19 protein-coding genes and 1 tRNA gene are annotated in these 21,648 nt (G+C 73.1%); 12 read left to right on the forward strand and 8 right to left on the reverse strand.

The window, feature by feature from the left end; genetic code table 11:
* Positions 1–21 precede the first annotated feature (21 nt).
* The 3 genes from ABTW87_RS25115 to ABTW87_RS25125 form a co-directional block, all read right to left on the reverse strand.
* The gene (locus ABTW87_RS25115) at positions 22–939 is read right to left on the reverse strand and encodes an META domain-containing protein (RefSeq protein ID WP_350653414.1); all 918 of its coding nucleotides are present in this window, start codon (positions 937–939) and stop codon (positions 22–24) included.
* Between the two features lie 185 nt (positions 940–1,124).
* Positions 1,125–1,201, reverse strand: a tRNA-Pro gene (locus tag ABTW87_RS25120).
* A 154-nt stretch (positions 1,202–1,355) separates the two neighbouring features.
* Entirely contained in the window at positions 1,356–2,249 is an 894-nt protein-coding gene (locus tag ABTW87_RS25125) for a metallophosphoesterase (protein WP_350653415.1), read from the reverse strand.
* Between the two features lie 25 nt (positions 2,250–2,274).
* Between ABTW87_RS25125 and ABTW87_RS25130 the strand changes: the two genes are divergently transcribed.
* Positions 2,275–2,730 carry a GatB/YqeY domain-containing protein gene (locus ABTW87_RS25130; protein WP_350653416.1) on the forward strand — a complete coding sequence of 152 codons (456 nt, stop codon included), beginning with the start codon at positions 2,275–2,277 and terminating at the stop codon, positions 2,728–2,730.
* 66 nt (positions 2,731–2,796) lie between these two features.
* Here the strand turns inward: ABTW87_RS25130 and ABTW87_RS25135 are convergent, their stop codons facing one another.
* Positions 2,797–5,211 carry a penicillin-binding protein gene (locus ABTW87_RS25135; protein WP_350653417.1) on the reverse strand — a complete coding sequence of 805 codons (2,415 nt, stop codon included), beginning with the start codon at positions 5,209–5,211 and terminating at the stop codon, positions 2,797–2,799.
* A gap of 404 nt (positions 5,212–5,615) precedes the next feature.
* Here ABTW87_RS25135 and ABTW87_RS25140 point away from each other — a divergent pair, with 404 nt between their 5' ends.
* The gene (locus ABTW87_RS25140) at positions 5,616–5,936 is read left to right on the forward strand and encodes a WhiB family transcriptional regulator (RefSeq protein WP_350653418.1); all 321 of its coding nucleotides are present in this window, start codon (positions 5,616–5,618) and stop codon (positions 5,934–5,936) included.
* Between the two features lie 90 nt (positions 5,937–6,026).
* Here ABTW87_RS25140 and bagB read toward each other — a convergent pair whose 3' ends face one another.
* Genes bagB through ABTW87_RS25155 form a run of 3 tightly spaced genes read right to left on the reverse strand, consistent with a single transcriptional unit; the run spans position 6,027 to position 8,818 of the window.
* Positions 6,027–7,181 (reverse strand): ArsA family ATPase, encoded by a 1,155-nt coding sequence (gene bagB, locus ABTW87_RS25145; protein WP_350653419.1) that lies wholly within the window; start codon positions 7,179–7,181, stop codon positions 6,027–6,029.
* Positions 7,182–7,235: 54 nt separating this feature from the next.
* The gene (gene bagA, locus ABTW87_RS25150; RefSeq protein ID WP_350653420.1) at positions 7,236–8,213 is read right to left on the reverse strand and encodes an ATPase BagA; all 978 of its coding nucleotides are present in this window, start codon (positions 8,211–8,213) and stop codon (positions 7,236–7,238) included.
* A gap of 26 nt (positions 8,214–8,239) precedes the next feature.
* A complete protein-coding gene (locus ABTW87_RS25155; protein WP_350653421.1) occupies positions 8,240–8,818 on the reverse strand; it encodes an Rv0361 family membrane protein in 579 nt (192 codons plus the stop codon).
* Positions 8,819–9,162: 344 nt separating this feature from the next.
* Here ABTW87_RS25155 and ABTW87_RS25160 point away from each other — a divergent pair, with 344 nt between their 5' ends.
* The 7 genes from ABTW87_RS25160 to ABTW87_RS25190 all read left to right on the forward strand — a co-directional run bounded on the left by ABTW87_RS25160 (position 9,163) and on the right by ABTW87_RS25190 (position 17,081).
* On the forward strand, positions 9,163–9,675 hold the full coding sequence (locus tag ABTW87_RS25160; protein ID WP_350653422.1) for a hypothetical protein: 513 nt from the start codon (positions 9,163–9,165) through the stop codon (positions 9,673–9,675).
* A gap of 47 nt (positions 9,676–9,722) precedes the next feature.
* Positions 9,723–9,878, forward strand: coding sequence for a Sp36 family protein (sp36, locus tag ABTW87_RS25165; protein ID WP_091452994.1), 156 nt, complete (start codon positions 9,723–9,725; stop codon positions 9,876–9,878).
* The gene (locus tag ABTW87_RS25170; RefSeq protein ID WP_350653423.1) at positions 9,875–10,333 is read left to right on the forward strand and encodes a RidA family protein; all 459 of its coding nucleotides are present in this window, start codon (positions 9,875–9,877) and stop codon (positions 10,331–10,333) included. Before sp36 ends, ABTW87_RS25170 begins: the two co-directional genes overlap by 4 nt.
* A 119-nt stretch (positions 10,334–10,452) precedes the next feature.
* The gene (locus ABTW87_RS25175; protein ID WP_350653424.1) at positions 10,453–11,274 is read left to right on the forward strand and encodes an MBL fold metallo-hydrolase; all 822 of its coding nucleotides are present in this window, start codon (positions 10,453–10,455) and stop codon (positions 11,272–11,274) included.
* Positions 11,271–14,843 (forward strand): adenylate/guanylate cyclase domain-containing protein, encoded by a 3,573-nt coding sequence (locus tag ABTW87_RS25180; RefSeq protein ID WP_350653425.1) that lies wholly within the window; start codon positions 11,271–11,273, stop codon positions 14,841–14,843. The genes ABTW87_RS25175 and ABTW87_RS25180 overlap by 4 nt, the downstream gene beginning before the upstream one ends.
* A gap of 237 nt (positions 14,844–15,080) precedes the next feature.
* Entirely contained in the window at positions 15,081–15,560 is a 480-nt protein-coding gene (locus tag ABTW87_RS25185; RefSeq protein WP_350653426.1) for a hypothetical protein, read from the forward strand.
* 69 nt (positions 15,561–15,629) lie between these two features.
* Positions 15,630–17,081 carry a serine/threonine-protein kinase gene (locus ABTW87_RS25190; protein ID WP_350653435.1) on the forward strand — a complete coding sequence of 484 codons (1,452 nt, stop codon included), beginning with the start codon at positions 15,630–15,632 and terminating at the stop codon, positions 17,079–17,081.
* Here ABTW87_RS25190 and ABTW87_RS25195 read toward each other — a convergent pair.
* Entirely contained in the window at positions 17,061–17,396 is a 336-nt protein-coding gene (locus ABTW87_RS25195; RefSeq protein ID WP_350653427.1) for a hypothetical protein, read from the reverse strand. The genes ABTW87_RS25190 and ABTW87_RS25195 overlap by 21 nt on opposite strands.
* Before the next feature lie 223 nt (positions 17,397–17,619).
* On the opposite strand from ABTW87_RS25195, the gene ABTW87_RS25200 reads away from it, so the two are divergent.
* The 3 genes from ABTW87_RS25200 (at position 17,620) to ABTW87_RS25210 (ending at position 21,509) form a co-directional block, all read left to right on the forward strand.
* A complete protein-coding gene (locus ABTW87_RS25200; protein WP_350653428.1) occupies positions 17,620–19,404 on the forward strand; it encodes an alpha/beta hydrolase in 1,785 nt (594 codons plus the stop codon).
* Positions 19,405–19,530: 126 nt separating this feature from the next.
* Positions 19,531–20,454 (forward strand): transporter substrate-binding domain-containing protein, encoded by a 924-nt coding sequence (locus tag ABTW87_RS25205; RefSeq protein WP_350653429.1) that lies wholly within the window; start codon positions 19,531–19,533, stop codon positions 20,452–20,454.
* Positions 20,451–21,509: a hypothetical protein gene (locus tag ABTW87_RS25210; protein WP_350653430.1), complete on the forward strand. Its 1,059-nt coding sequence runs from the start codon at positions 20,451–20,453 to the stop codon at positions 21,507–21,509. Before ABTW87_RS25205 ends, ABTW87_RS25210 begins: the two co-directional genes overlap by 4 nt.
* The last annotated feature ends 139 nt before the right edge of the window (positions 21,510–21,648 follow it).

Genomic DNA, 21,648 nt, shown 5'->3' on the forward strand with positions numbered 1-21,648 from the left:
CCTGCCGGCGGCCCTGGGTGCTCAGGCCCGCCGCAGCCGTCCGGTCTCCGCGCCCTGCGCGTCGCGCAACACCAGCACCTCGCCGTCGAGGCCGACCTGCCGGGCGGTGATCAGCCAGGCGCCGATCGGCACGTTGTCGCAGCCGATCAACGTGCTGACTCCGCCGGTTGCGGCGAACGCGCCGGCCGGGCCGCTCACCCAACGTCCACCCGTGCCGTTGCAGCCGTCGGAGGCGCGCCAGGTGCCGTCGGCGGCGAATTCCGCGTACGGCGGCTCCGGCCAGCCACCCGGGCCGGGAGCCGGCCCGCGTCCGTCGGGTCCGCCGGCCGGCAGCCATCGGCCGGTCAACGCCACCTGGTCGGGAGCGACGAGACCGGCGGGCAGTGGAGGCACGGGCGCTAGTCGGCGGCGCGTCTCCTCGGTCACCACCGGCGGTTCCAGCCACGGCGGGTAGACGTCCGGGCCGCCCCGCGGCCGGGCACCCGGCCGCAGCCGGGCCAGCTCGGCGCCATCGGCGTCGAGCAGGAGCCGACTGTCGCCGTCGGCCCGGAACGCGCTGGCCCGCGCCAGCCAGTCCGGTGTCCGGGTGCGGCCGGACGGGCCGCACCCGCGGTCGTCGGTCATCGAGGCGCCGTGGACGTCGGCGAGGAAGAGCCCGCTCTGGTCGGCCCGCCAGTCCCCGGTGAGCATCTCGCACCCCTGGAACACCAGGGGGCCGTCGTCGCCGAGCCGCAGTACGGTATCCGCCGCGACGCCGTCCCCGGTCACCGTCCACATGCCGACCAGCCCGGTCGGCTCCTGCCGCACCGCCGACGCGGTGCCGGTGGGCTCCGGCGGGTCGGCCGGGGCCGGCGCCACCGGAACGGGGTCACCGCCGCAGGCGGTGAGCAGCAGCACGGCGAGAGCGAACGATCCGATCACGTACCTGTTCCGGCGCATCCGTCCTCCGTCCGACCGGTTCCGCAGGTGGGACGGTGCGGCTGCCCGGACGGTTCCGTGCCTCTCGTGGGCGCGCCCTACGGTAGGGCATCGCGAGGCACCTGATCTGCTGGACCGGCGACGTCCTCGATCGCGAAGACGAATCAAGGCCCCTCCGCGGAGGGGCCTTGACCTGCTGTTACCTCTGGTCGGGGTGGCCGGATTCGAACCGACGACCTCTTCGTCCCGAACGAAGCGCGCTACCAAGCTGCGCCACACCCCGAGGCGTGCCGACAAATAGTAGCCCACCCGGTCCGAGGGTCAAACTGGGTACCCCGGCGGCCCCGGCGCGCCCAAGATCCGCGCAACTTCGGGGAAGGTGCGGCCTCACCGGTGTGACGAGGCCACTACTTCCCCGAACTTGCGCTCCGAGCCGCTCAGCGGGGGATCAACGTCAGGATGCTCGCCTCCGGCGGGCAGGCGAAGCGGACCGGGGCCGTCGGGTGGGTGCCGAGGCCGGCCGACACGTGCAGCCACGCGTCCGAGCCGGGCCAGCGGTGCAGGCCCTTGGCCATCGAGCGGGGCAGCCCGCAGTTCGTCACGAGCGCCCCGACGCCCGGTACGCACACCTGACCGCCGTGGGTGTGGCCGGCGAGCAGCAGCCCGAAGCCGTCGGCCGCCATCAGGTCGAGCACGGCCGGTTCCGGGGAGTGGCTGAGCGCGACCGACAGGTCCGCCGAGGGCGAGACCGGGCCGGCGACGGCGGAGTAGTCGTCCCGTTCGATGTGCGGGTCGTCGACGCCGGCCAGCTCGATGAGCCGCCCACCGGCCTTGATGGTGGTCCGGGCGTTGTTCAGGTCGACCCAGCCGGCGCCGGTGAACACGTCGCGCAGCTCGTCGTAGGGAAGCGCGGCGCCCTCGGCGTACTCCCGGTCCGGCAGGAAGTAGGTGAACGGGTTCTTCCAGACCGGGCCGGTGTAGTCGTTGGAGCCGAAGACGAAGGCGCCCGGGTAGTCGAGGAGCGGCTGCAGGGCGCGCAGCACGCCGGGAACCGCGCCGGGGTGGGCCATGTTGTCGCCGGTCACCACGACCAGGTCGGGGTCCAGCCCGGCCAGCGACGCCACCCAGCTCTGCTTGCGCCGCTGGTCGGGCATCATGTGCAGGTCGGACAGGTGCAGGATGCGCAGCGGCTCGGTGTCGGCCGGCAGCACCGGCACGTCGTACCGCCGCAGGGTGAATAGGTTGCGCTCGACGAGCGACGCGTACGCCAGGGTGGCCGCGCCCACGGCGGCGGTCCCGGCGGCGAGCCGGAATAGTGTGCGCTTTCGCATGGCGATCAGGGTAGTTTGACCGTCCATGGGCACGTTGAAGGACCGTCTCACCGCGGACATGCGTACCGCGCTGAAGGCGCGTGACGAGCTGACCACCTCCACCCTGCGGATGGCGCTCGCGGCGGTCGGGAACGCCGAGGTCGCCGGCAAGGCCAAGCGTGAGCTCAGCGACGACGAGGTGCTCGCGGTGCTGACCAGGGAGGCCAAGAAGCGGCGGGAGGCCGCGACGGCCTTCGCCGAGGCCGGGCGCGGCGAGCAGGCCGCGAAGGAGACCGCCGAGGGCGAGGTGCTGGAGCGGTACCTGCCGAAGCAGCTCTCCGAGGAGGAGTTGGCCGAGGTGGTCGCGGGGGCGCTCGCCGCGGGCGGTTTCGCCGGCAAGGGGCAGCTGGGCCCGGCGATGAAGGCCGCCCAGGCCGCGGTGGCCGGCCGGGCCGAGGGGGGCCGGGTTGCCGCCGAGGTACGCCGGCAGCTCGCCGTCTGAGCACCCACGTACGCGGAACGGGCGGGCACCCTCAGCGGGTGCCCGCCCGTTCGTCGTGCGGGCCGGTCAGTCGCGCCCCGGTGGCCGGCCGGGGTTGGTCGGCGGGCCGGAGCCCGGCGTGGACGGGTTGTCGCCCTGGCCGGAGCTGACCTGGATCATGACGACACCGCCCTTGATGGTGCGGCCGTCCGGGCTGGTGCCGGCGGCGGTGCCCGCGGGGCAACTGGACGGGACCTTGTTGCTGGACACGACCGGGTCGAAGCCGGCGCCCCTGATGCGGGACTTGGCCTGGTCCACGCTTACGCACTTGACGTCGGGGATCCGGCGCTGGTCACCGTCGCGGATCTTGTTGCCGGGCGGCGTGAAGTTGATCTTCTCCTTGCCCTTCATGGCGTCGCGCAGCGTCTCGTACACCGGCGGGTTGATGCCGGTCTTGACGTCGTGGCCCATCTTCTGGTTGGTCTGTGGCCAGTCCGGGTCGGCCATGATGCCGGCCACCGCGTACTGCTTGGTCATCGCGACCAGGGAGGAGGTCTTGTCCGAGTCGGTGGTGCCGGACTTTCCGGCCACCGGGGCGCCGACGATGCGCCGCACGTTGCCGGCGGTGGAGCCGGTGCACTTCGAGGTCGACGAGCGGTCACCGACCGGGCAGCGGGCGGCGTCCACCGCGGCCCGGGCGACCTCGGTGCTGATCCGCTGCTCGCAGCGCGGGTTGGCGATGTCGAGCTTCTTGCCCTCCGGGTCGCGGATCTCCTGCACCGGGATCGGTTCGCAGTACTTGCCGTCGGCGGCGAGGGTGGCGTAAGCGTTGGCCAGCTCCAGCGGCATGGTCTGGGAGACGCCCAGGGTGAAGGCGCCCCACTGGTGCGCACCCTTCTCCAGGTCCAGGTCCTCCTGGGCGCGGAACGTGATGCCGAGCTTCTTGGCGGCCTTGACTACGTTGTCCGCGCCGACCTGCTGTTGCAGCGGCACGAAGTAGGTGTTGACCGAGCGGCCGAACGCGCTCCACATGTTGTGCACGCCGGCCATGCTCTCGCTGGCGTTCGTCGGGCAGTAGAAATGGGTGCCCTTGCAGGCCGCGTCGCTCGAACGGTCGATGATGTACTCGGACCGGAACTGCTTCGGGGCGTTGATCGTGTAGCTGAGCGGGATGCCCTTCTCGAGGGCGGCCACGATGGTGAACATCTTGAACGTCGAGCCGGCCTGGTACCCGGTGATGCCGTCACCGCCGCTGAGCAGCGGGTTGACGGTGTTCGGGTAGTTGCCCCGCTTGCCCGCCTTGCGCTTCTTCGGGTCGCTGTGCGGCTTGTTGACCGGGCTCTTCGGGTCGTCGAGCTTGTAGTTGCGGTTGACCGACAACGCCCGGACCTTGCCGCTGCCCGGCTCGACCACCGCGACCATCCGGGCGGCCTTGCTGGTCGCCGGGAGGTTCTTGCGGACCGCCTTGTCGGCGGCGTTCTGGACCTGCGGTTCCATCGTGGTGACGATCGTGAAGCCGCCGCTCTTGAGCCGCCGCTCCCGGTCGTACGAGGTCGAGCCGAACGCCTCCTGCGACATCCACCAGCGGTAGAAGTAGTCGCAGAAGAAGCCCCACTCCTTCTTGATGGTGTCGACGCAGCCGTTCGGCGCCCGCTTGCCGACCACCTTCAGCTTGGTGGCCTTGGCCTGCTCGGCCTCCTCCTTGGTGATGGCGCCGGTCTCGACCATGTTGTCGATGACGTAGTCCCGGCGGGCCACCGCCTGCGGGTACCCGCTCTTGGTGGTGGGATTGTAGGCGCTGGGAGCCTTGACCAGACCGGCGAGCATCGCCGCCTCGGGGATCGTGAGCTCGCTCGGCTTCTTGGCGAAGTAGACCTGGCTGGCGGCGTAGATCCCGTACGCGCCGTTACCGAACGCGGCGATGTTCAGGTAGTTCTGGAGGATCTCGTCCTTGGAGAGTTCCTTGTCGATCTGGATGGCGTAGCGCATCTCGCGCAGCTTGCGGGCGCTGGTGTCCTCGGTCGCCGCGACCACGTCGGCCGGGTGCGTCGCCGAGTACGCGATGGCGAGCCGCACGTACTGCATCGTCAGCGTCGAGGCGCCCTGCCGGTCGGCGCCGCTCTGGCTGTTGTTGACGAAGGCGCGGGCCACGCCGTTGAGGTCGACCCCGTTGTGCTTGTAGAAGTCGTGGTCCTCGGCGGCGATGATCGCCTCCCGCATGACCGGCGCGACGTCCTTGAGCTCCACGTCGCGGCGGTTCTCGTCGTACATCGTCGCCAGCGGCGTCTTGCCGTCGGAGGCGAGCAGGTAGGTGATCTGCGGCGCTCGTTTCACCGTCAGCTCGGTCGGCAGCGCGCCGAACGTCTCGGCGCCGGCCTTGGCGGCCAGGCCGGACATCGCCACTGCGGGGAAGGCCGCCGCGGCGACCACCACGCCGGCCAGCAGGCCACAGATGAGTAGCGATGCGGCGTTGGTCAGCACATTGTGGTCACGTTTCCGCATCCAGGTCACCTCGACAGGGTACGCGAACAGGCAACGAGGGGCGCCGGGGCGTCTTTTCCCCATTTCCTGCGCGCGCCGTCCTCGTTGTGCTAAACGCACGACCCCCGGTGCGAGGTTGCGTGACCCGGCGCCGAGTCTCTCTCGCCGAGGGGAGGGCGCGCAGCGTTTTCGCGGACCCGGCCGGGGTAAGCGGCGGTCACCAGCCCGGGAAGCCGGGAGTGTCCGGAATGATGGATTTGGCCGACAACGTTGCGTAATCGGGTGACTACAGAGCATGATGTGGGCGGCGACAAACGCCACATGTCGTCCGTGCCGCCTTGGGGAAGGCCGGCCGGGCGATCGGGGGGAAACAGCCGGCTGGTCCGCGACGGGGTCGGTAGTACTGCAAGGGGGGACGTGTACAGATGGGCATGATCACTGACTGGCCGTCGCTGGCGGCGTGTCAGAACGGGGACCCGGACGCGTTGTTCGTACAGGGCGCCGAACAGAACGTGGCGAAGCGGATCTGCCGGAGCTGCCCAGTCCGGTACGAGTGCCTGGCTGACGCGCTCGACAACCGGATCGAGTTCGGTGTGTGGGGCGGCATGACCGAACGCGAACGGCGGGCGCTGCTGCGCCGCCACCCGCAGGTCACGAGCTGGCGCAAGATGTTCGAGGCCGCGATGCGGAAGAACGCCAAGGAGAAGGCCGCCAAGGACAAGGTCCTGGCCGCGACGGCCGGCTGAGCGACAACCGGCGGCGTCACCACGGCGGGCCGGGGGCGCCACGCCGGTTGCCACGGGCCACGCCGGTTGCCGCCACGGCCCGCGGCCGCGTCACTCGCGGCTGATCGCCGCACCGATCGTCCGCAGCCCGTCGACGTCGTGCACGTCGGCGGGCTGCGCCGTCACCGACACCATGGGCACGGACGGGAACGCCTCGGTGAAGCGCGCCGCCACCCGCTGCTCGCGTACCGCCTGCTGGGCCAGCGCGGCGTGGGCCCGCAGCACCTCGGCGGTGCTCTCGTGGCCCCCCAGCTCGGTCAGCCGCTCGGCGGCGGCCAGACTCTCCGCCGGGCCGAGCTCCGGCACGGCCGGACGATGCACCCGGTTCAGCACGAGGCCGGCCAGCGGCATCTTCTCCTCCCGCAGCCGACCCGCGAAGTACGCGGCCTCCCGGACCGCGTCCGGCTCAGGTGCCGCGACCAGCAGGAACGCCGTCTCCCGCGCCTGGAGGATGCGGTACGTCTGCTCGGCGCGCTGCCGGAAGCCGCCGAACATCGAGTCGAGAGCGGCCACGAAACCGGAGAGATCGGTCAGCAGCTGAGCACCCAGCACCTTCTGCACGACCTTCGAGAACATCCCGAAACCCGCGGTGACGAAGGTGAACATGCTCCGGCCGCCCGTGCGGGCCGGGGCCAGCAGCAGCCGCAGCATCCGGCCGTCCAGGAAGCGGGAGAGCCGGGCGGGCGCGTCGAGGAAGTCCAGCGCCGAACGGGACGGCGGCGTGTCCACCACGATCAGGTCCCACTCGCCCCGGGCGTGCAGCTGCCCGAGCTTCTCCATCGCCATGTACTCCTGGGTGCCGGCGAAGGTGGAGCTCATGGCCGCGTAGAACGGGTTGGCGAAGATCTCCGCCGCCTTCGCCGGATCGGTGTGCTGGAGCACCACGTCATCGAAGGTGCGCTTCATGTCCAGCATCATGGCGTGCAGCTCGCCGCCGCTGGCCTCCGCGTCGATGCCCTTGACCTGGCGAGGGGTGTTGTCCAGCTCGGTCAGCCCGAGCGACTGGGCCAGCCGGCGCGCCGGATCGATCGTGAGCACCACGGTGCGCCGGCCGTGCTCCTCGGCGGCCCGCAGCGCGAGCGCGGCGGCGGTGGTCGTCTTGCCCACCCCGCCCGCCCCGCAGCAGACCACGATCCGTACGCCCGGATCGGCGAGGATCCGGTCGACGTCCAGCGGCGGCGGCGCCACGTTGTCGGAAGGCACCAATCGAGCGTATCGGGCCGGGTCCGCCCGCGCGTCCGGGCCGACGGAGGGTGTGAGTCAATCCGCCCTGACGAGCGCCTCGGCCAGCCGGTCCAGCCCGGCCCGGTCCACCCCGTCGGGCAGCAGCGGAAGCTCGACCATGGGCAACCCCAGCTCCACCAGGTCGGTCCGCAACGAGTCCTCCAACTCCCGGCGGACCACCTGGTCGCGTGCCTCCGCGGCGAGCCCGGCCACGGTCGGCTCGTCGGCGGGCAGGCCGGCGGCGAGCAGCCCGCTGGTCAGCTCCGCCGGGGTGACCGCGTGCCCGACCGGCAGCGGCGGCCGGGTGCCGTTGACGATGACCTTCCCTACGGGGAAGCCGAGCGACGTCAGCTCGGCGATCGCGTCGATCGTCTCCTGGACCGGCATCTCCTCCAGCAGCGTCACCACGTGCACGGCGGTCATCGGGGACCGCAGCAGCGCGGCGACCCCCTCGCTCTGCGTCTTGATCGGGCCCATCCGGGCCAGTCGCGCAGTCTCGGCGGTGACGTTCAGGAAGCGGCCGATGCGTCCCGTCGGCGGCGCGTCCAGCACCACCGCGTCGTACACCCGCCGCTGCCCCGCGGTGCGGGTGGTGGCCTCCTTGACCTTGCCGGTGAGCAGCACGTCGCGCAGCCCGGGCGCGATCGTCGTGGCGAAGTCGATGGCGCCGAGCTTGCGCAGCGCCCGGCCGGCCCCGCCCAGCTTGTAGAACATGTCCAGGTACTCGAGCAGGGCCTCCTCCGCGTCCACCGCGAGGGCCCGTACCTCGCCGCCGCCGGGAGCGTCGGCCAGGTGCCGCTCGGCGTAGGGCAGCGGGTCGGTGCCGAAGAGCTGGGCGATGCCCTGCCGCCCCTCCACCTCGACCAGCAGTGCGCGCCGGCCGCCGGTGGCCAGCGCGAGCGCCAGCGCCGCGGCCACGCTCGTCTTGCCGGTGCCGCCCTTGCCGGTCACCACGTGGAGGCGGGCCGGCCACTCGGTGCCGGCCGGCTCGACCGGTCGCTGCGCTGCTCCCACCCGTCGAGCCTATCCAGGCGTCGCGGTCAGGCCACCTCGCAGACCCACCAACCCGTCTTCTTGACCACCGTGATGCGCAGCGGCAGGTCGGCGATCTTCTCGTCGGCGGTGGTCATCGTGACCTTCGTGGTGACCGTGGCCCGGTCGCCGGTCTGGTTGTCGACCCTCGGAGGGCTCCACCGGAAGCGCGGGTTCGGGTAGCCGGCCGCGTACTTCTCCACCTCGGCGACCTTGGCGGCGATCTTGCCGTCGTCCCGGGCGGCGGAGCAGACCAGGGCGGACACCTTGCCGGCGTCGCGGTCCCGGTAGACGGCGGTGAGGAACTGCTCGACGGCGACCGTCGGCTCTTCGGCGCCCTCACCGTTCTCCGCCGTACGCAGGGTGAGGAAGGCGACGATGCCGCCGCCGACGCACAGGACCAGGATCACCGCGAGGGCGACCGACGCGACAAGCACGCCGCGCCTGCGCCGCGGCGCCTCCGAGCTCTCCGGCGGGGCCTCCGGCGGCGGTACGGCGGGCGGGCCCTGTCGCGGCACCGCGGGGGTGGCCGCCTCGACCGGGGTGCCCGGCTGGCCGGCCGGATCGCCGCTGGGTGGTTGGGTCATCGTTCCCCCGGGGGTGGGACCGCGTCGACTCGGCGAGGCGACGGGCGTCGGCGTGGTGGCGGTGGACCCGCCGGTTCCGACCGGAAGGGTAGCGGTCGGGTCGGCAATCCGGTGCAGGGTCGGTCCCGCACGAGGGGCACCTGGGTGCGGATCCCGTCGGCGGTCCGTCGTGGGTACCCCGCCGACCTGCAGGGTGTCGCATATGTGACTTGTCGTGCTCCGGTGCCGCGCGTCCTGTTGGCGGGACTCCGACCGCCGTCCTACGTTTCCACCAGGCGCTGGACCGGGCGGGGGCCGGGCCGACAAACGAGGACTCGACCAGGTGAGACCGCCGGAGGCAGGGCATGCGCGACGTGGAGAACATCCCCCGGATCCAGTACCCGCCGGCGGTCCGGCGGCTCGGCGCACCGATCGGCGGCGAAACGGGCGGGCTGCCCATGAACGAACGGTCCTACCGGCGGATCGCCGAGCCGGTCGACGTGCTGCCCGCCGCCGACCGGTCCGGCGACTCGCCCGCCCGGGTCGGGGACGCCCTCCCCGGGCCGGTGGAACGCGCCCGGGACGAGGAGGGGCCCGGGTACGTGGTGCACCTGCCGGTCCGCGTCGCCGACCTGGCCGCCGCCACCGCGCTGGCGAACACGATCGCCACTTCGCTGAGCTTCCTCGGTGAGGTCGACGCCGGGGAGACCACCGTGTCCACGGCGGACGACCAGAACAACCGGCACCGGGTGTTCTGTGACCTCCTGCTGCCGGACCGGTCCCGGTGCCCGCAGCCGTACGAGCACACCGGGCCGTGCGGCGAGGTGGCGGCGGCTCCGGAGCAGCGTCCCGCACCGGGGTCCGCGACCGGGCCGTAGGCTGTGGCGGAAAGAGCCGAACTCCGCCGAAAGAGAGCCTTCCAGCGATGCAGAAGTGGGAGTACGCCACGGTCCCGCTGCTGGTCCACGCGACCAAGCAGATCCTCGACAACTGGGGCGAGGACGGCTGGGAGCTGGTCTCCGTGATTCCCGGGCCGAACCCGGAGCAGCTCGTCGCCTACCTGAAGCGGCCGAAGGCATGACCGGGCCCCACGCGAAGCTCGCCGAGCTGGGGCACGAGCTGCCCGAGGTGGTTCCCCCGGTGGCCAGCTACGTGCCGGCGGTGCAGTCCGGCCAGCACGTGTACGTGTCGGGTCAGTTGCCGATGGCCGAGGGCAAGCTGCTCGCCACCGGCAAGGTCGGTGCCGGTGTCTCCGCCGACCAGGCAAAGGACCTGGCCCGGCGATGCGCGCTCAACGCGCTCGCCGCGATCGACGCGCTGGTCGGCCTGGAGAACGTCGTCAAGGTCGTCAAGCTGACCGGTTTCGTCGCCAGCGCCCCCGGGTTCACCGGTCAGCCGGGCGTGATCAACGGTGCCTCGGACCTCTTCGCCGCCGTCTTCGGCGAGGCGGGCCAGCACGCCAGAAGCGCGGTGGGGGTCGCGGAACTCCCGTTGGACGCCCCGGTCGAGGTCGAGGTCATCGTCGAGGTGTCCTGACCGCCCCACCCCCGCGATCGTGCACTTTCCGCCCCGACAAAGGCCCTGAACGGGTACGAAGCGAGGGCCGGAAGTGCATGATCGCGGGGGGTGGCGGCGGTGGTCGTACGATCGCAGCCATGGGCGGGCACTTCACGGCACCGGCGGCGGCTCTCGCGGGCTCGCTGCCCACGTGGGTCACCCTGCTGCGCGCCCCGAATCCGGGGGCGATGACGCTCGACGGCACCAACACCTGGGTGTTGCGCGCGCCCGGCGAGCCGGCCGTGGTGATCGACCCGGGGCCGGCCGACCGGGGGCACCTCGCCGCCATCGCCGCGCAGGGACCGATCGGCCTGGTGCTGATCACCCACGGCCACCCCGACCACACCGAGGGCTCGGCGCCCCTGCGCGACCTGCTCGGCGGGGTGCCGGTCCGGGCCGCCGACACCGTGCACACCATCGGCGCGCAGCCGGTCGGTGCCGGCGCGCCGCCCGCCGTACCCGGCATCGACCTGCGGCTCGTTCCGACCCCCGGGCACACCGGTGACTCCGTCTGCTTCCTCGCCGAGCGCGGCGGCGAGCGGGTCGTTCTCACCGGCGACACGATCCTGGGCCGGGGCACGACCGTCGTCGCCCACCCGGACGGGCACCTCGGGGACTACCTGGACAGCCTGGAGCTGCTCTCGACGTACGCCGGGATCCCGGCCCTGCCCGGCCACGGCCCGGCACTTGCCGACTGCGGCGCGGCGGCGGACTTCTACCTGGCGCACCGGCGGGCCCGGCTCGACCAGGTCCGGGCCGCGCTGGACGGCGGCGCCACCACCGCCGCCGAGGTCGTCGCGATCGTGTACGCGGACGTCGACCGCTCGCTGTGGTGGGCCGCGGAGTGGTCGGTCCGGGCGCAGCTGGAGTACCTGGGGCGGGAATCCGACGACGACCGCGCGGGGTTGGAGCAGACGTGACCTGCCCCGTGTGCGGAACCGTCGCCGTGCCCGGCGCGCGGTTCTGCCACAACTGCGGCGCCGCGCTGCCGGCCGCGGCGACCCTCCCGGCCGCCGAGCGCCGCGTGGTCACCGTGCTCTTCGGTGACCTGTCGGACTTCACCTCCTGGTCGGAGGACCTCGACCCGGAGCGGGTCGGGGCGGTCACCGACCGGGTGCTCGCCGCCCTCGCGGGCGCGGTCAAGACCTTCGGCGGTCACGTCGACAAGCTGACCGGCGACGGGATCATGGCGGTCTTCGGCGCGCCGGTCGCACACGAGGACGACGCCGAGCGGGCGGTCCGCGCGGCGCTGTCCATGCAGCGGGCGGTCCGGCGGGTCCTCGACGACGAGCGCGGCGGCGGCGCGCCGCTGGGCCTGCGGGTCGGTCTCAACACCGGAGACGTGATCGCCGGCATCCAGGCCGCGATCGAGTACACGGTCATCGGCGACACGGTGAACACCGCGGCCCGGCTCGCCGACGCGGCGGCCGTCGGCGCGGTCTACGCCGGGACCCGGACCGCCGCCGCCACCCGGCACGTCGCGTCCTGGCGGGCGTTGCGCCCGCTGCGCCTCAAGGGCAAGCGCGAGCCGGTCGAGGCGTACGAGCTGCTGGGGCTGTTGGACGCCCCGGGCACCCGGTCCGGGCTGGGCGACGAGGCGCCGTACGTCGGCCGGGAGACCGAGATCGGGCGGGTCGCCGGGCGGCTCGCCGAGGTGATCGACCGCGGCGAGCCCCGGGTGCTGCTGATGACCGCCGAGGCGGGCATCGGCAAGTCCCGCTTCGCCGCCGAGGTGGAGCGCCTCGCCGCCGGCTACGACGTGGGCGCCGGCCGGTTCGCGGCACACACCGGAGCGCGGGTGCTCTCCGTCCGCTGCGCCGCGTTCGGCGAGCGGCGCCGGCTCGGACCCCTCGCGGACCTGGTCCGCGCCGCCGTCGGCCTGCCGACCGATCCGGCCACCGCGCTCACCCGCCCCGCCGTGGAGGAGCGGCTGCGCCGGCTCGGCCAGCGCCTCGCCCGGGCCGCGGGCGAACCGGCCCCGATCGGCGCCGAGCAGCTGCTCGCCCTCCTCGGGTACGCGGAGCTGCCCAGCGGCGGCCCCACCGACCAGGGCGAGTGGAGCAGCGCCGCCCAGGCCGCCGACTCCGACGCGGTGCCGAACGCCGTCGCCGACCTGCTCAACGCTCTCGCCGGCGAGGCGCCGCTGGTGGTCGTCGTCGACGATCTGCACGACGCCACCGCCGAGACGATCCGGGCGCTCGGCGTGACCCTGTCCCGGCTCGCCGGGCCGGTGCTGGTGCTGCTGCTCGGCCGCCCGGAGCTGGTGCGCACCGCGGGCGCGCTGACCCGGGTGGCGGACGCCGAGGTCCACGCGCTGCCGCCGCTGCGCGGCGCGGACGCCGCCCGGCTGCTCACCAGTTACCTCGGCGGTGGCAAACTGCCGCAGGCCGACGCCGACCGCCTGCTCGCCACCGCGCAGGGCAACCCGTTCTACCTCGCCGAACTGGTCACCCTCCTGATGGAGCGGGGCGCCCTGACCGCCGGCACCGGCAGCGGCTGGCGGCTCGCGCCGGGTTCGCTCGGCAGCCGCCTGCTCTCCCGGGACCTCGCCGCCGTGCTCGCCGCGCGGATCGACGCGCTGCCGCCGGACGCCCGCTCGGTGCTGCGCGACGCGGCGGTGGTCGGCGACACCGTGCCCGCGGGTGCCCTGGAGGCGCTGCGCGAACAGCGGACCGGTCGGGACGGCCGCCCGGCGGCGGTGGTGGCCGTCGAACTGGAACGCGCCGTCGAGGAGCTGCTGCAGCGCCGGATGCTGCACCGCAGCCGCTCCGGGTACGCGTTCGCCACGCCGCTGATGCGGGAGGCCGCGTACGCCGGTGTCAGCAAGGCCGAGCTCGCCGAACGGCACGCCGCCCTGGCCCGCTGGGCGGCGACCGACCCACCGGCCGGCGCCCCCGCGCCGGGCGGCCTCACCGAGGCCGCCCGGGACGACTTCGTCGCCGAGCACGTCGAGCGGGCCACCGCGCTCGCCGACGCGGTCGGCCTGCGGCCGGACGCGGCGGCGCGGACCGTGGTCCCGCTGGGGGTCGCCGCGCTGGGTCGCGCCGCCCGCCGGTCCCTGCACGCCGGGGAGCCGGCGCTGGCGGTCGAGTACGCCGAACGCGCGGCCGAGCTGGCCCGGGACGGCGTTCCGGCGGCCGACCGGGTGGTGGGCGCCCGGGCGTTGCTCCAGGTCGGCCGGCCCGCCGACGCGCTCGCCTCGGCCGAGAAGATCGCCGCCAACGCCGGTGACGAGGCGGCGACCCGGGCCAGTGCGCTGCTCCTCGCCGGCCAGGCGCACCAGACCATGGGTGACCAGGGCCGGGCGGTCTCCTGCTGGCAGGAGGCGTTGCAGGTCGCCACCGCGCACGGGCTGCCCACGCTGCGTGCCTCGGCGATGCGCCGGCTCGGCATGGCCGACTTCATCGCCGGGCGGCTCGGGCAGGCGAGCAGTCGGCTCGCCGCCTCGTACCAGACCAGCCTCGCCGTGCAGGACCGCCGCGGGCAGGCGTGGTCGCTGCAGAACCTCGCCTGGGTCACCACCACCCGGGGCGACTTCGCCGGCACCGACGCGGTGCTGGGCCGGGCCGTCCGGCTCTTCGCGGAGCTGAAGGACCCGTACGGGCGGGCCTGGCTGCGGGGCACCACCGCGTTCGCCCGCCTGCTGGCCGGCCGGCTGCGGGAGGCGTGCCGGCTGGCGAAGGTGTTCCTCCCGTTCGGCGAGCGGGTCGGCGAGGAGTGGGCGGTCGGCACGCTGCGCGCGGTGGAGGCGTTCGCCACCGCCGAGCTGGGTGACCTGGCCGAGGCGGACCGGCTGGCCCGCCGGGCGTACCGGGACTTCGCCGCCGTCTCCGACGACTGGGGGCGGGGCTTCGCGCTGGTGGTCCGGGGAGTCATCGCCCGCGGGCTGGGCGAGCCGGCGCACGCCGCCGACCTGTTCACCGACGCGCTGGCGTTCGCCGGGCGCACCTCGCACCCGCTGCTGACCGGCATGGCCGGCACGCTGCGCGGCTTCGTGGCGCTGGAGATGGGCGACTACGACCTGGCCGAGCGGGACGCGCGGGCGGTGCTGACCGCGGTCGAGCCGCACAACCCGCAGGCCCCGGCCCAGGTGGCGCCCCGGGTGCTGCTGGCCACCGCCCGGCTCGCCGCCGGTGACTCGGCTACCGCGGTCGGGCTGCTCGCCCCGGTGGCGACGGCCGCGCTGCACACTCCGGCACTGCTCTTCTCCCGGCGGCAGACGATGGCCCGGTACGCGTCCGCCCTGCTCGCGCACGGTCAGCGGGAGCAGGCCCTGGACTGGGCGCGGCGGTCGGTCACGGCGCCGGCCGAGGACGTGCGCAGCCAGGTGATCGCGGCAAGCGTGCTGGCCGAGGCGCTCGCCGCGTGCGGCCGGCCGGTCGAGGCGCGGGCCAGCGCGGAGGAGGCGGTGCGCCTGGCGTACGCCACGGAGCAGCGCAGCGAACGCCGCAACGCCGACACCCTCCTCGCCCACCTCACGACCCCCTGACCCCCCGCGAGGCCCCCGCCCGAGTCGATCATGGAGTTGTGGTGGGCGGTATGCCGTTGTTCACCCCTTTCTGGGGCACCACAACTCCATGATCGACGAGGGGCCGCGGTGGGGCGGGCGGGGAGCGCGGGGTTCGGCCAGGATTGGCGGTTTTGGTGATGTTGGGTGTCGGGGGTGGTCGCTAGCGTGTGGGGACCGGGCGCGGGGTGCGATCGCGCCGAGCGGGGAGGGATTCCGATGAAGCTGCCGCGTTCTGTCGCCGGCTGGACGATCGCGGTCTTCGGCGTCCTCGCGCTGCTCATGGGCGCGGTCGGGCTGATCTGGCCGGAGGCGCTGCTGCGCATGCTCGGCTTCGAGGTGCCGGCCGCCCGCGCACCCGGTGACTACACCGGCACCTTCCTGACCGCGTCCTCGATGGCGTCGTTCAACATGGGGGTCTACTACCTGGTCGCCACGGCCACGGAGTGGCGGGCGTTCTACCGCTTCACGGTCTGGTTCCGGCTTGTCACGTTCACCGTGTTCACCATCGCGGTGTTGTCCGACATCGCACCGGGGCGGTTCTTCGGCGTGGCCGCCTGGGAAGGGCTGGGGGCCCTGGCGACCGCCGCCGGCCTCTGGTGGGACGCCCGCCGGTCCGGTGCCGCATCGACGGAATCCACGGTGTCCGCCCCCGGCGAACAGGCCGGTCCGGCACCCGCCGCGGACGCGGTTCGCTGAGCGGGCCGCCCGGTTCGGTATTTTCGAGCTGTGACCGAGACCCCGCCCGGCGCCCTGCCGACGCCGATCGTGCCCGGTCTGACCGATCTGCGGGTGTTTGCCCGGGGTGGCTACGCGACGATCTACCGCGCGACCCAGATCTCGGTCGGGCGCGAGGTGGCGGTCAAGGTGGAGAACCGCACGCTCGACAGCGAGCGGGACCAGGCCCGGTTCCTGCGCGAGGCACGCGCGGCCGGTCGGATGTCGTCGCATCCGCACGTGGTCGACCTCTTCGACGTCGGGGTGACGGTCGACCAGCACCCCTACCTGATCATGGAGCTGTGTGACGGGTCGTACGCGGAACGGATGCGCACCTCCCCGCTCGGTCCGGTGGAGGCCCGCGACCTCGGCGTGAAGATCGCCGACGCGATCGCCCACTCGCACGCTGCCGGCGTGCTGCACCGCGATGTCAAGCCGGCAAACATCCTCTACTCACACTTCAACTCGGCGGTGCTGGCCGACTTCGGGCTGGCCGTCGTCGCCGAGATGCGTGACGCGTCGGTCGCCCTCGAGGTGCTCACCCCGGCGTACGCGCCGCCGGAGATGTTCAACCACGCCCCGCCGTCGCCCGCCGTGGACGTGTACGCGCTCTGCGCCACCCTCTACGCGGTGATGCACGGCCGGCCGCCACGCTGGCGGTCCGAACGCAACCCGAGCCTGGTCACCGTGCTTGAGATGTTCCACCAGCCGGTCCCCGGCCTGCCGGACGTACCGGAGGAACTGGTCGACATCCTCCGCGCCGGCATGTCCAACGACCCGGGGGAACGGCCGTCCGCCGCCGAGCTGCGGGACCTGCTGGCCCACCTTCCGCTCGTCGGCACCGTGTCCGGTCACGCCGGTGCCCCCTTCTCCGGCGGCCCGGCCGGCACCGGGCACCCGGGGCCGTACGCCGTCGGCCGCTCCGGCCGGCCGGCGCAGCGTCCGCCGGTCGAGGATCAGCACCCCACCGTGCCGGTCGCCGGCCGTCGGCGGCGCCGCTGGTTCCTCGGTGGGGCGGGGGTGGTGGCGCTCGCCGCGGCGGTCGGCGCCGGTGCCTGGCTGGGCACCGCCCTCTCCACGCCGGCACCGTCACCGACCGCCGACCTGGTCTCCGGCACCGGCCCGCGGCCCGCCTGCGCGCAGGTCGCGGAGCTGCCGGGCGGCGCCCGGTGCGGCGACGAGCTGGAGTGTTTCGGGCCGATCCAGGTCCGGGGCGCGCGGGCCCGCGCGGAGCAGGTGCCCTGCTCGGGCGAGCACACGTGGGAGAGCTACGCCGAGGGTGAGCTGCCCGATGCGTTGCGCGGGGCGGGCTACGCCGAGGTGGCCGCCGACCCGGCCGTCCGCCAGGTGTGCAACGTGACCACCTTCCGGCTGGCCAGCGGAGTCAGCGGGACCGAGGGGTGGAAGCTGGACGTGCTGCCGCCGGACGGCGCCGACCGGACGTTCCGGTGCCTGGCCGGCCGCGGCCTCGGCGCGTTCGCGTCACCGACCCTCGTCAGCTGACAGCTCTCTGTTGCGGTAGCGGTCCCGCATCGCGCGCACCGCCTCCCGGTTGTCGAGCGACTCGAGGGTGTCCGCGTCGACGCCGTGGAGCCCGTCCGCCGGTTGGGGCGACAGGGGGACGCTCGGCGGCTCCCGGCCGTCGCGCACGGCGGCCACGGCCACCGCGCAGATCGCCGCAAGCAGAACGCAGAGCAACGCCAGGACGACCGCGAGAAGGTCCTGCCGGCGCAGCACGAGCAGCGTCGTCAGCAGCGTGGCCGCCCCCAGCCCGGCGAGGAGGGCCACCACCCGCGCATCGGGCCTGCGTACCGTCATCCGTCCAAGCATGTCGGCCAGAGGCCCGCTGTCAACCCACTGCGCGGCGGTTCGCGGGAACGGATAACAAACAGCGCCGGCAATGAACTTTTCGTTACGTCGCCACGTAAGTTGTCCGATACACGGCCTTCGTATACGCGACATTCATTGCCTGCGATATCTAGAGTGGCGGGGGTCGAGCGACACCTCGACGAGTCCCTGTCGTCCACCGGAAGGCGTCCACATGCCACGACGAACCCGGTCCCTCGCCGCCGCCGGCATCGCCGGCATCCTCCTCAGCGGACTGGCTGTCACACCGGTCCAGGCCGGCTGGGGGCGGCCGGTCACCGCCGACCGCACCAGCCCGCAGGAGGCCCGCCGCGTCGACCGCGTCCCGACGCCGAAGCTGGACTGGTACCCCTGCTACGACTACGCCGAGTGCGCCACTGTGGACCTTCCGCTCGACTACGACCGGCCGAAGGGGGCGACGACCGAGGTCGCCCTGCTGCGGGTGAAGGCGCGCAACCAGCAGAACCGCATCGGCAGCCTCTTCATCAACCCGGGTGGTCCCGGCGGCTCCGGCACCGACGTCGCCCTGGCCGCGCCGTTCTTCCTCGGTGACGAGGTGCTCGACCGCTTCGACGTGGTCGGTGTCGACCCGCGCGGTGTCAACGCCAGCGAGCAGGTGCGCTGCTTCCCGTCGGTGAAGGACCAGACCCGGGCGTACGCGGGGCTGAACGTCGCGTTCCCGTGGACGAAGGCCGAGGAGACGGCGTACATCGCCTCCTCGAAGGCGGTCGGGAAGGGCTGCTCCACCACCGGGAAGCCGCTCACCGGCGCGGCGTCCACCGCCGAGGTCGCCCGCGACATGGACGTCCTGCGCCGGGCCGTGGGCGACAAGAAGCTGACCTACCTGGGCTTCAGCTACGGCAGCATCCTCGGGCAGTACTACGCCAACCTGTTCCCGGACCGGGTCCGCGCCCTCGTCATCGACGGTGTGCTCGACCCGAACGCCTGGATCGGGCAGGGCCGGGCCCGCGACGCCACCCAGGAGGACCGGATGCGCAGCGCGCAGGGCGCGTACCAGGCGCTCCGCGAGATCCTCGACCGCTGCGCGAAGGCCGGCCCGGAGTCCTGCGTCCTGGCCGACGGTGACCCGGCCGCCTCGTACCACCTGGTGGCCAAGCGGCTGCGCGCCAACCCCCTGGTCATCGAGGACCCGGACGCCGGCGAGTTCCGGGTGACGTACGCGGACTTCGTCTCCTTCACCCTCGGCGCGCTCTACGGCCCGTTCGGCTACGAGGACATCGTCGGGATCACCGCCGAGCTGCTGGTGCTGACCGACCCGGCCGCGGCCCCGGCCGCCCGGCAGCAGGCGCGCGCCACGGTGGCCCGGCACGCCGCGGAGGCCCGGCAACAGCAGCGGAGGTTCGACTTCCCGTACGAAAACGGGTTGGAGACCTTCCTGACCGTGGACTGCACCGACGGCAACCACCCGAGGAACGCGGCCTCGTGGCCGGCGCGGGCGGCGGCGGCCGACAAGCGGGACCCGTACTTCGGTCGCCTGTGGACCTGGGGCACCTCGCCGTGCGCCCGGGACACCTGGACGGTGCGGGACGAGGACCGGTTCACCGGCCCGTTCAACCGGCGGACCAGCAAGCCGGTGCTGGTGGTCGGCAACTACTGGGACCCGGCCACCAACTACCGGGGCGCGGTCGCGGCGGCGAAGCTGCTGCCGAACAGCCGCCTGCTCAGCAGCGACAGCTGGGGCCACACCGCGTACGGGACGTCGGCCTGCGTCACCGGCGCCGTCGACACGTACCTGGTGCGCGGCACGCTGCCGGCGAAGGGCACGGTCTGCACCGGTGACATCCAGCCGTTCGCGCCGCTGCCCGAGGCGCCGGTGGCGACCGAGCGGGCGCAGCCCTCGCCCGGCGCCCGCAGCACGGCGCCGGGTCGCGGAGCGCCCAAGCAGCTTCCGCCGGTGGTGGCGCCGCTGCCCGCGGTCGGTTCGCTGACCGTCCGCTGACGGACCGCCGGGGTACGGCGGGCGATCGGGCGCCCGCCGTACCCCGGCCCGTTGCCGATGCTCACCCCTCGACCGCGACAGCTACCGTCGGTGTCTCAGACACTCCGTGCCGTAACGAGGTGATCCATGTCGCGGTTCCGTTCGGTCGCCACCACCGTGGCCGTCGCGCTGTCGCTGCTGCTCGCCGCGGCCGCCGGCTGCGACAGCCAAAGGGAGCCGGAGCTGCCCTCGGTGCAGGAGAAGCTCCGCGAGACGCACATCTGGGGCCAGCCCGTCCTGCGGATCGGGGTGGCGGACGACTCGCCACTGATGGGCGAGGTACGCAATGGCGTGCACGTCGGCTTCGACGTCGAGATCGCCCGCTACATCGCCGCCTCGCTGGGTTACGAGGGTGAGCACCGGCTCGAATTCGTTCCGATCTCCACCGAGGACCGGATCCCGCACCTGCAGGGCGGGGTGGTGGACCTCGTCGTGTCGAGCTTCTCCATCACCGAGGAACGCAAGAAGGCGGTCAGCTTCGCCGGGCCGTACTTCGTCACCACCCAGGAGGTGCTGGTCCCGACGCGGCACAAGGACAACATCCGCACCATCGAGGACCTGCGCGACCCCAAGTACAAGATCTGCACCAGCGGCGGCTCCACCACCGAGGAGGAGTTGAAGAAACACCAGGTCGACGCGCTGGTGGTCAAGGACGTCTGGGACTGTGTCGAGGGCATCCGCGCCGGGAAGTACGACGCGGTCAGCTCCGACGAGACGATGCTCGCCGGTTTCGTGGCCCGCCACCCGACCGAGTTCGAGATCGTCGACATGCCGTTCGGCACCAGCGAACTGCTCGGCGTCGGCGTCCCCATCGGCGACCCGGCGCTGCGGGACCTGGTGGCGTACTTCCTCGACAAGAGCTACCAGCAGGGGCGCAAGGGGGAGACAAGTCCCTGGCTGACCGCGTACAACCGGACGCTGGGGCCGTGGTTGCGCGCGGACAAGCGGCAGCCGCAACCGCTCGACGTACCGAAACTTGTGGACTTCGACGACAAGGCACCACGGCGATGAGCGCGGCGGCGGCGACCGCCACCGATGATTCGGACGCTGCCCGTCCGGTGCCGCGGTCGCCCGATGCCCCGCCGACCGGGACGGCCACCGGCGGTTGGGACCAGGTCGAGCGGCGGGCCCGGGCCAGCCAGTCGTTCTGGACGGCCGTGGTGGGCGTGCCGGCGATCTTCTCGGTGCTGCGGCTCGGCGTCGAGGCCGGCGGTGAGTTGCAGACCACGCTGCTGCTGGTGGCCAACGTCGGGCCGGTCAACCTGCTCGCCGGCTTCCTGACCACGGCGGCCCGGCTGCTCTCCACCGCGCTCGTCGCGATCTTCGCGCTCGGCGGGGTGCTCACCGCCAGCGTGGCCGGGTTGACCCGCCGCCCGCTCTTCGCCCGCTGGATGGACATCACGCCGAGCTGGTTCATGGCGGCGAGCTTCCTGATGGCCCTGGTCACCTGGCCGCTGCTGTACCTGCCGCTGCTCCTGCCCGCCTTCGTCGCGGCGTTCCAGCTCAGGCCGGAACGCCTGCACGAGCGCCCGCTGATCCGGGCGCTGCTCGTCGCGGCGGCGTACGCCGGTTACCTGTGGCTGCTCGTGCCGACACTGCGCGACGCCTGGCGGCAGAGCGAGGCGCTGCCGATCGTGCTGCTGGTCGTACCCCCGCTGCTGGCGCTCTTCGTCGCCGGGCCGCTGCCCCGGGTGGTGATCCGGCCGCTCGCGTCGGTCACCGAGGCCGCCGTGCTGGTGGTGCTGGTGTGGGCGGCGCTGCCGGTGATCAGCACGCCGGTGTTGCCGCTGACGGTGACCACCGTCGGCGGCTCTTCGGGCTCTTCCGAGGAGATCCGCGGGCACGTGGTGACGACCGACGACGTGAACATGGTGATCCTCCAGGAGCGCGGTGGGGTGCGCTACGTGCCGGTCGACGAGGTACGCGCACAGGTGCTCTGCCCCTCGGAGGCGGAACTGCCGCGGCATCAGCTGCGCATCCACGACTTCCACGTGGAGGACTCGCTGCTGGAGGGGCTGGGACGACGGGTACGCCCGGTCCACCGGGTGGACGCCGCCTGCCGCTGAGCGGTAAGGGAGGGCCCGCGGCAAGATCGTGCTCGATGGCAGATGTCAACGCCGTTGCGTTAGGGCTGTGATCGGCGGGTCAACCCCTGCTGGATAGTGGGAACGGGACTCCTGGTAGATCAACTTGTGTCGAGCAAGA

This window comes from Micromonospora sp. NPDC126480 (genome assembly GCF_040302465.1).
Lineage (GTDB): Bacteria > Actinomycetota > Actinomycetes > Mycobacteriales > Micromonosporaceae > Micromonospora.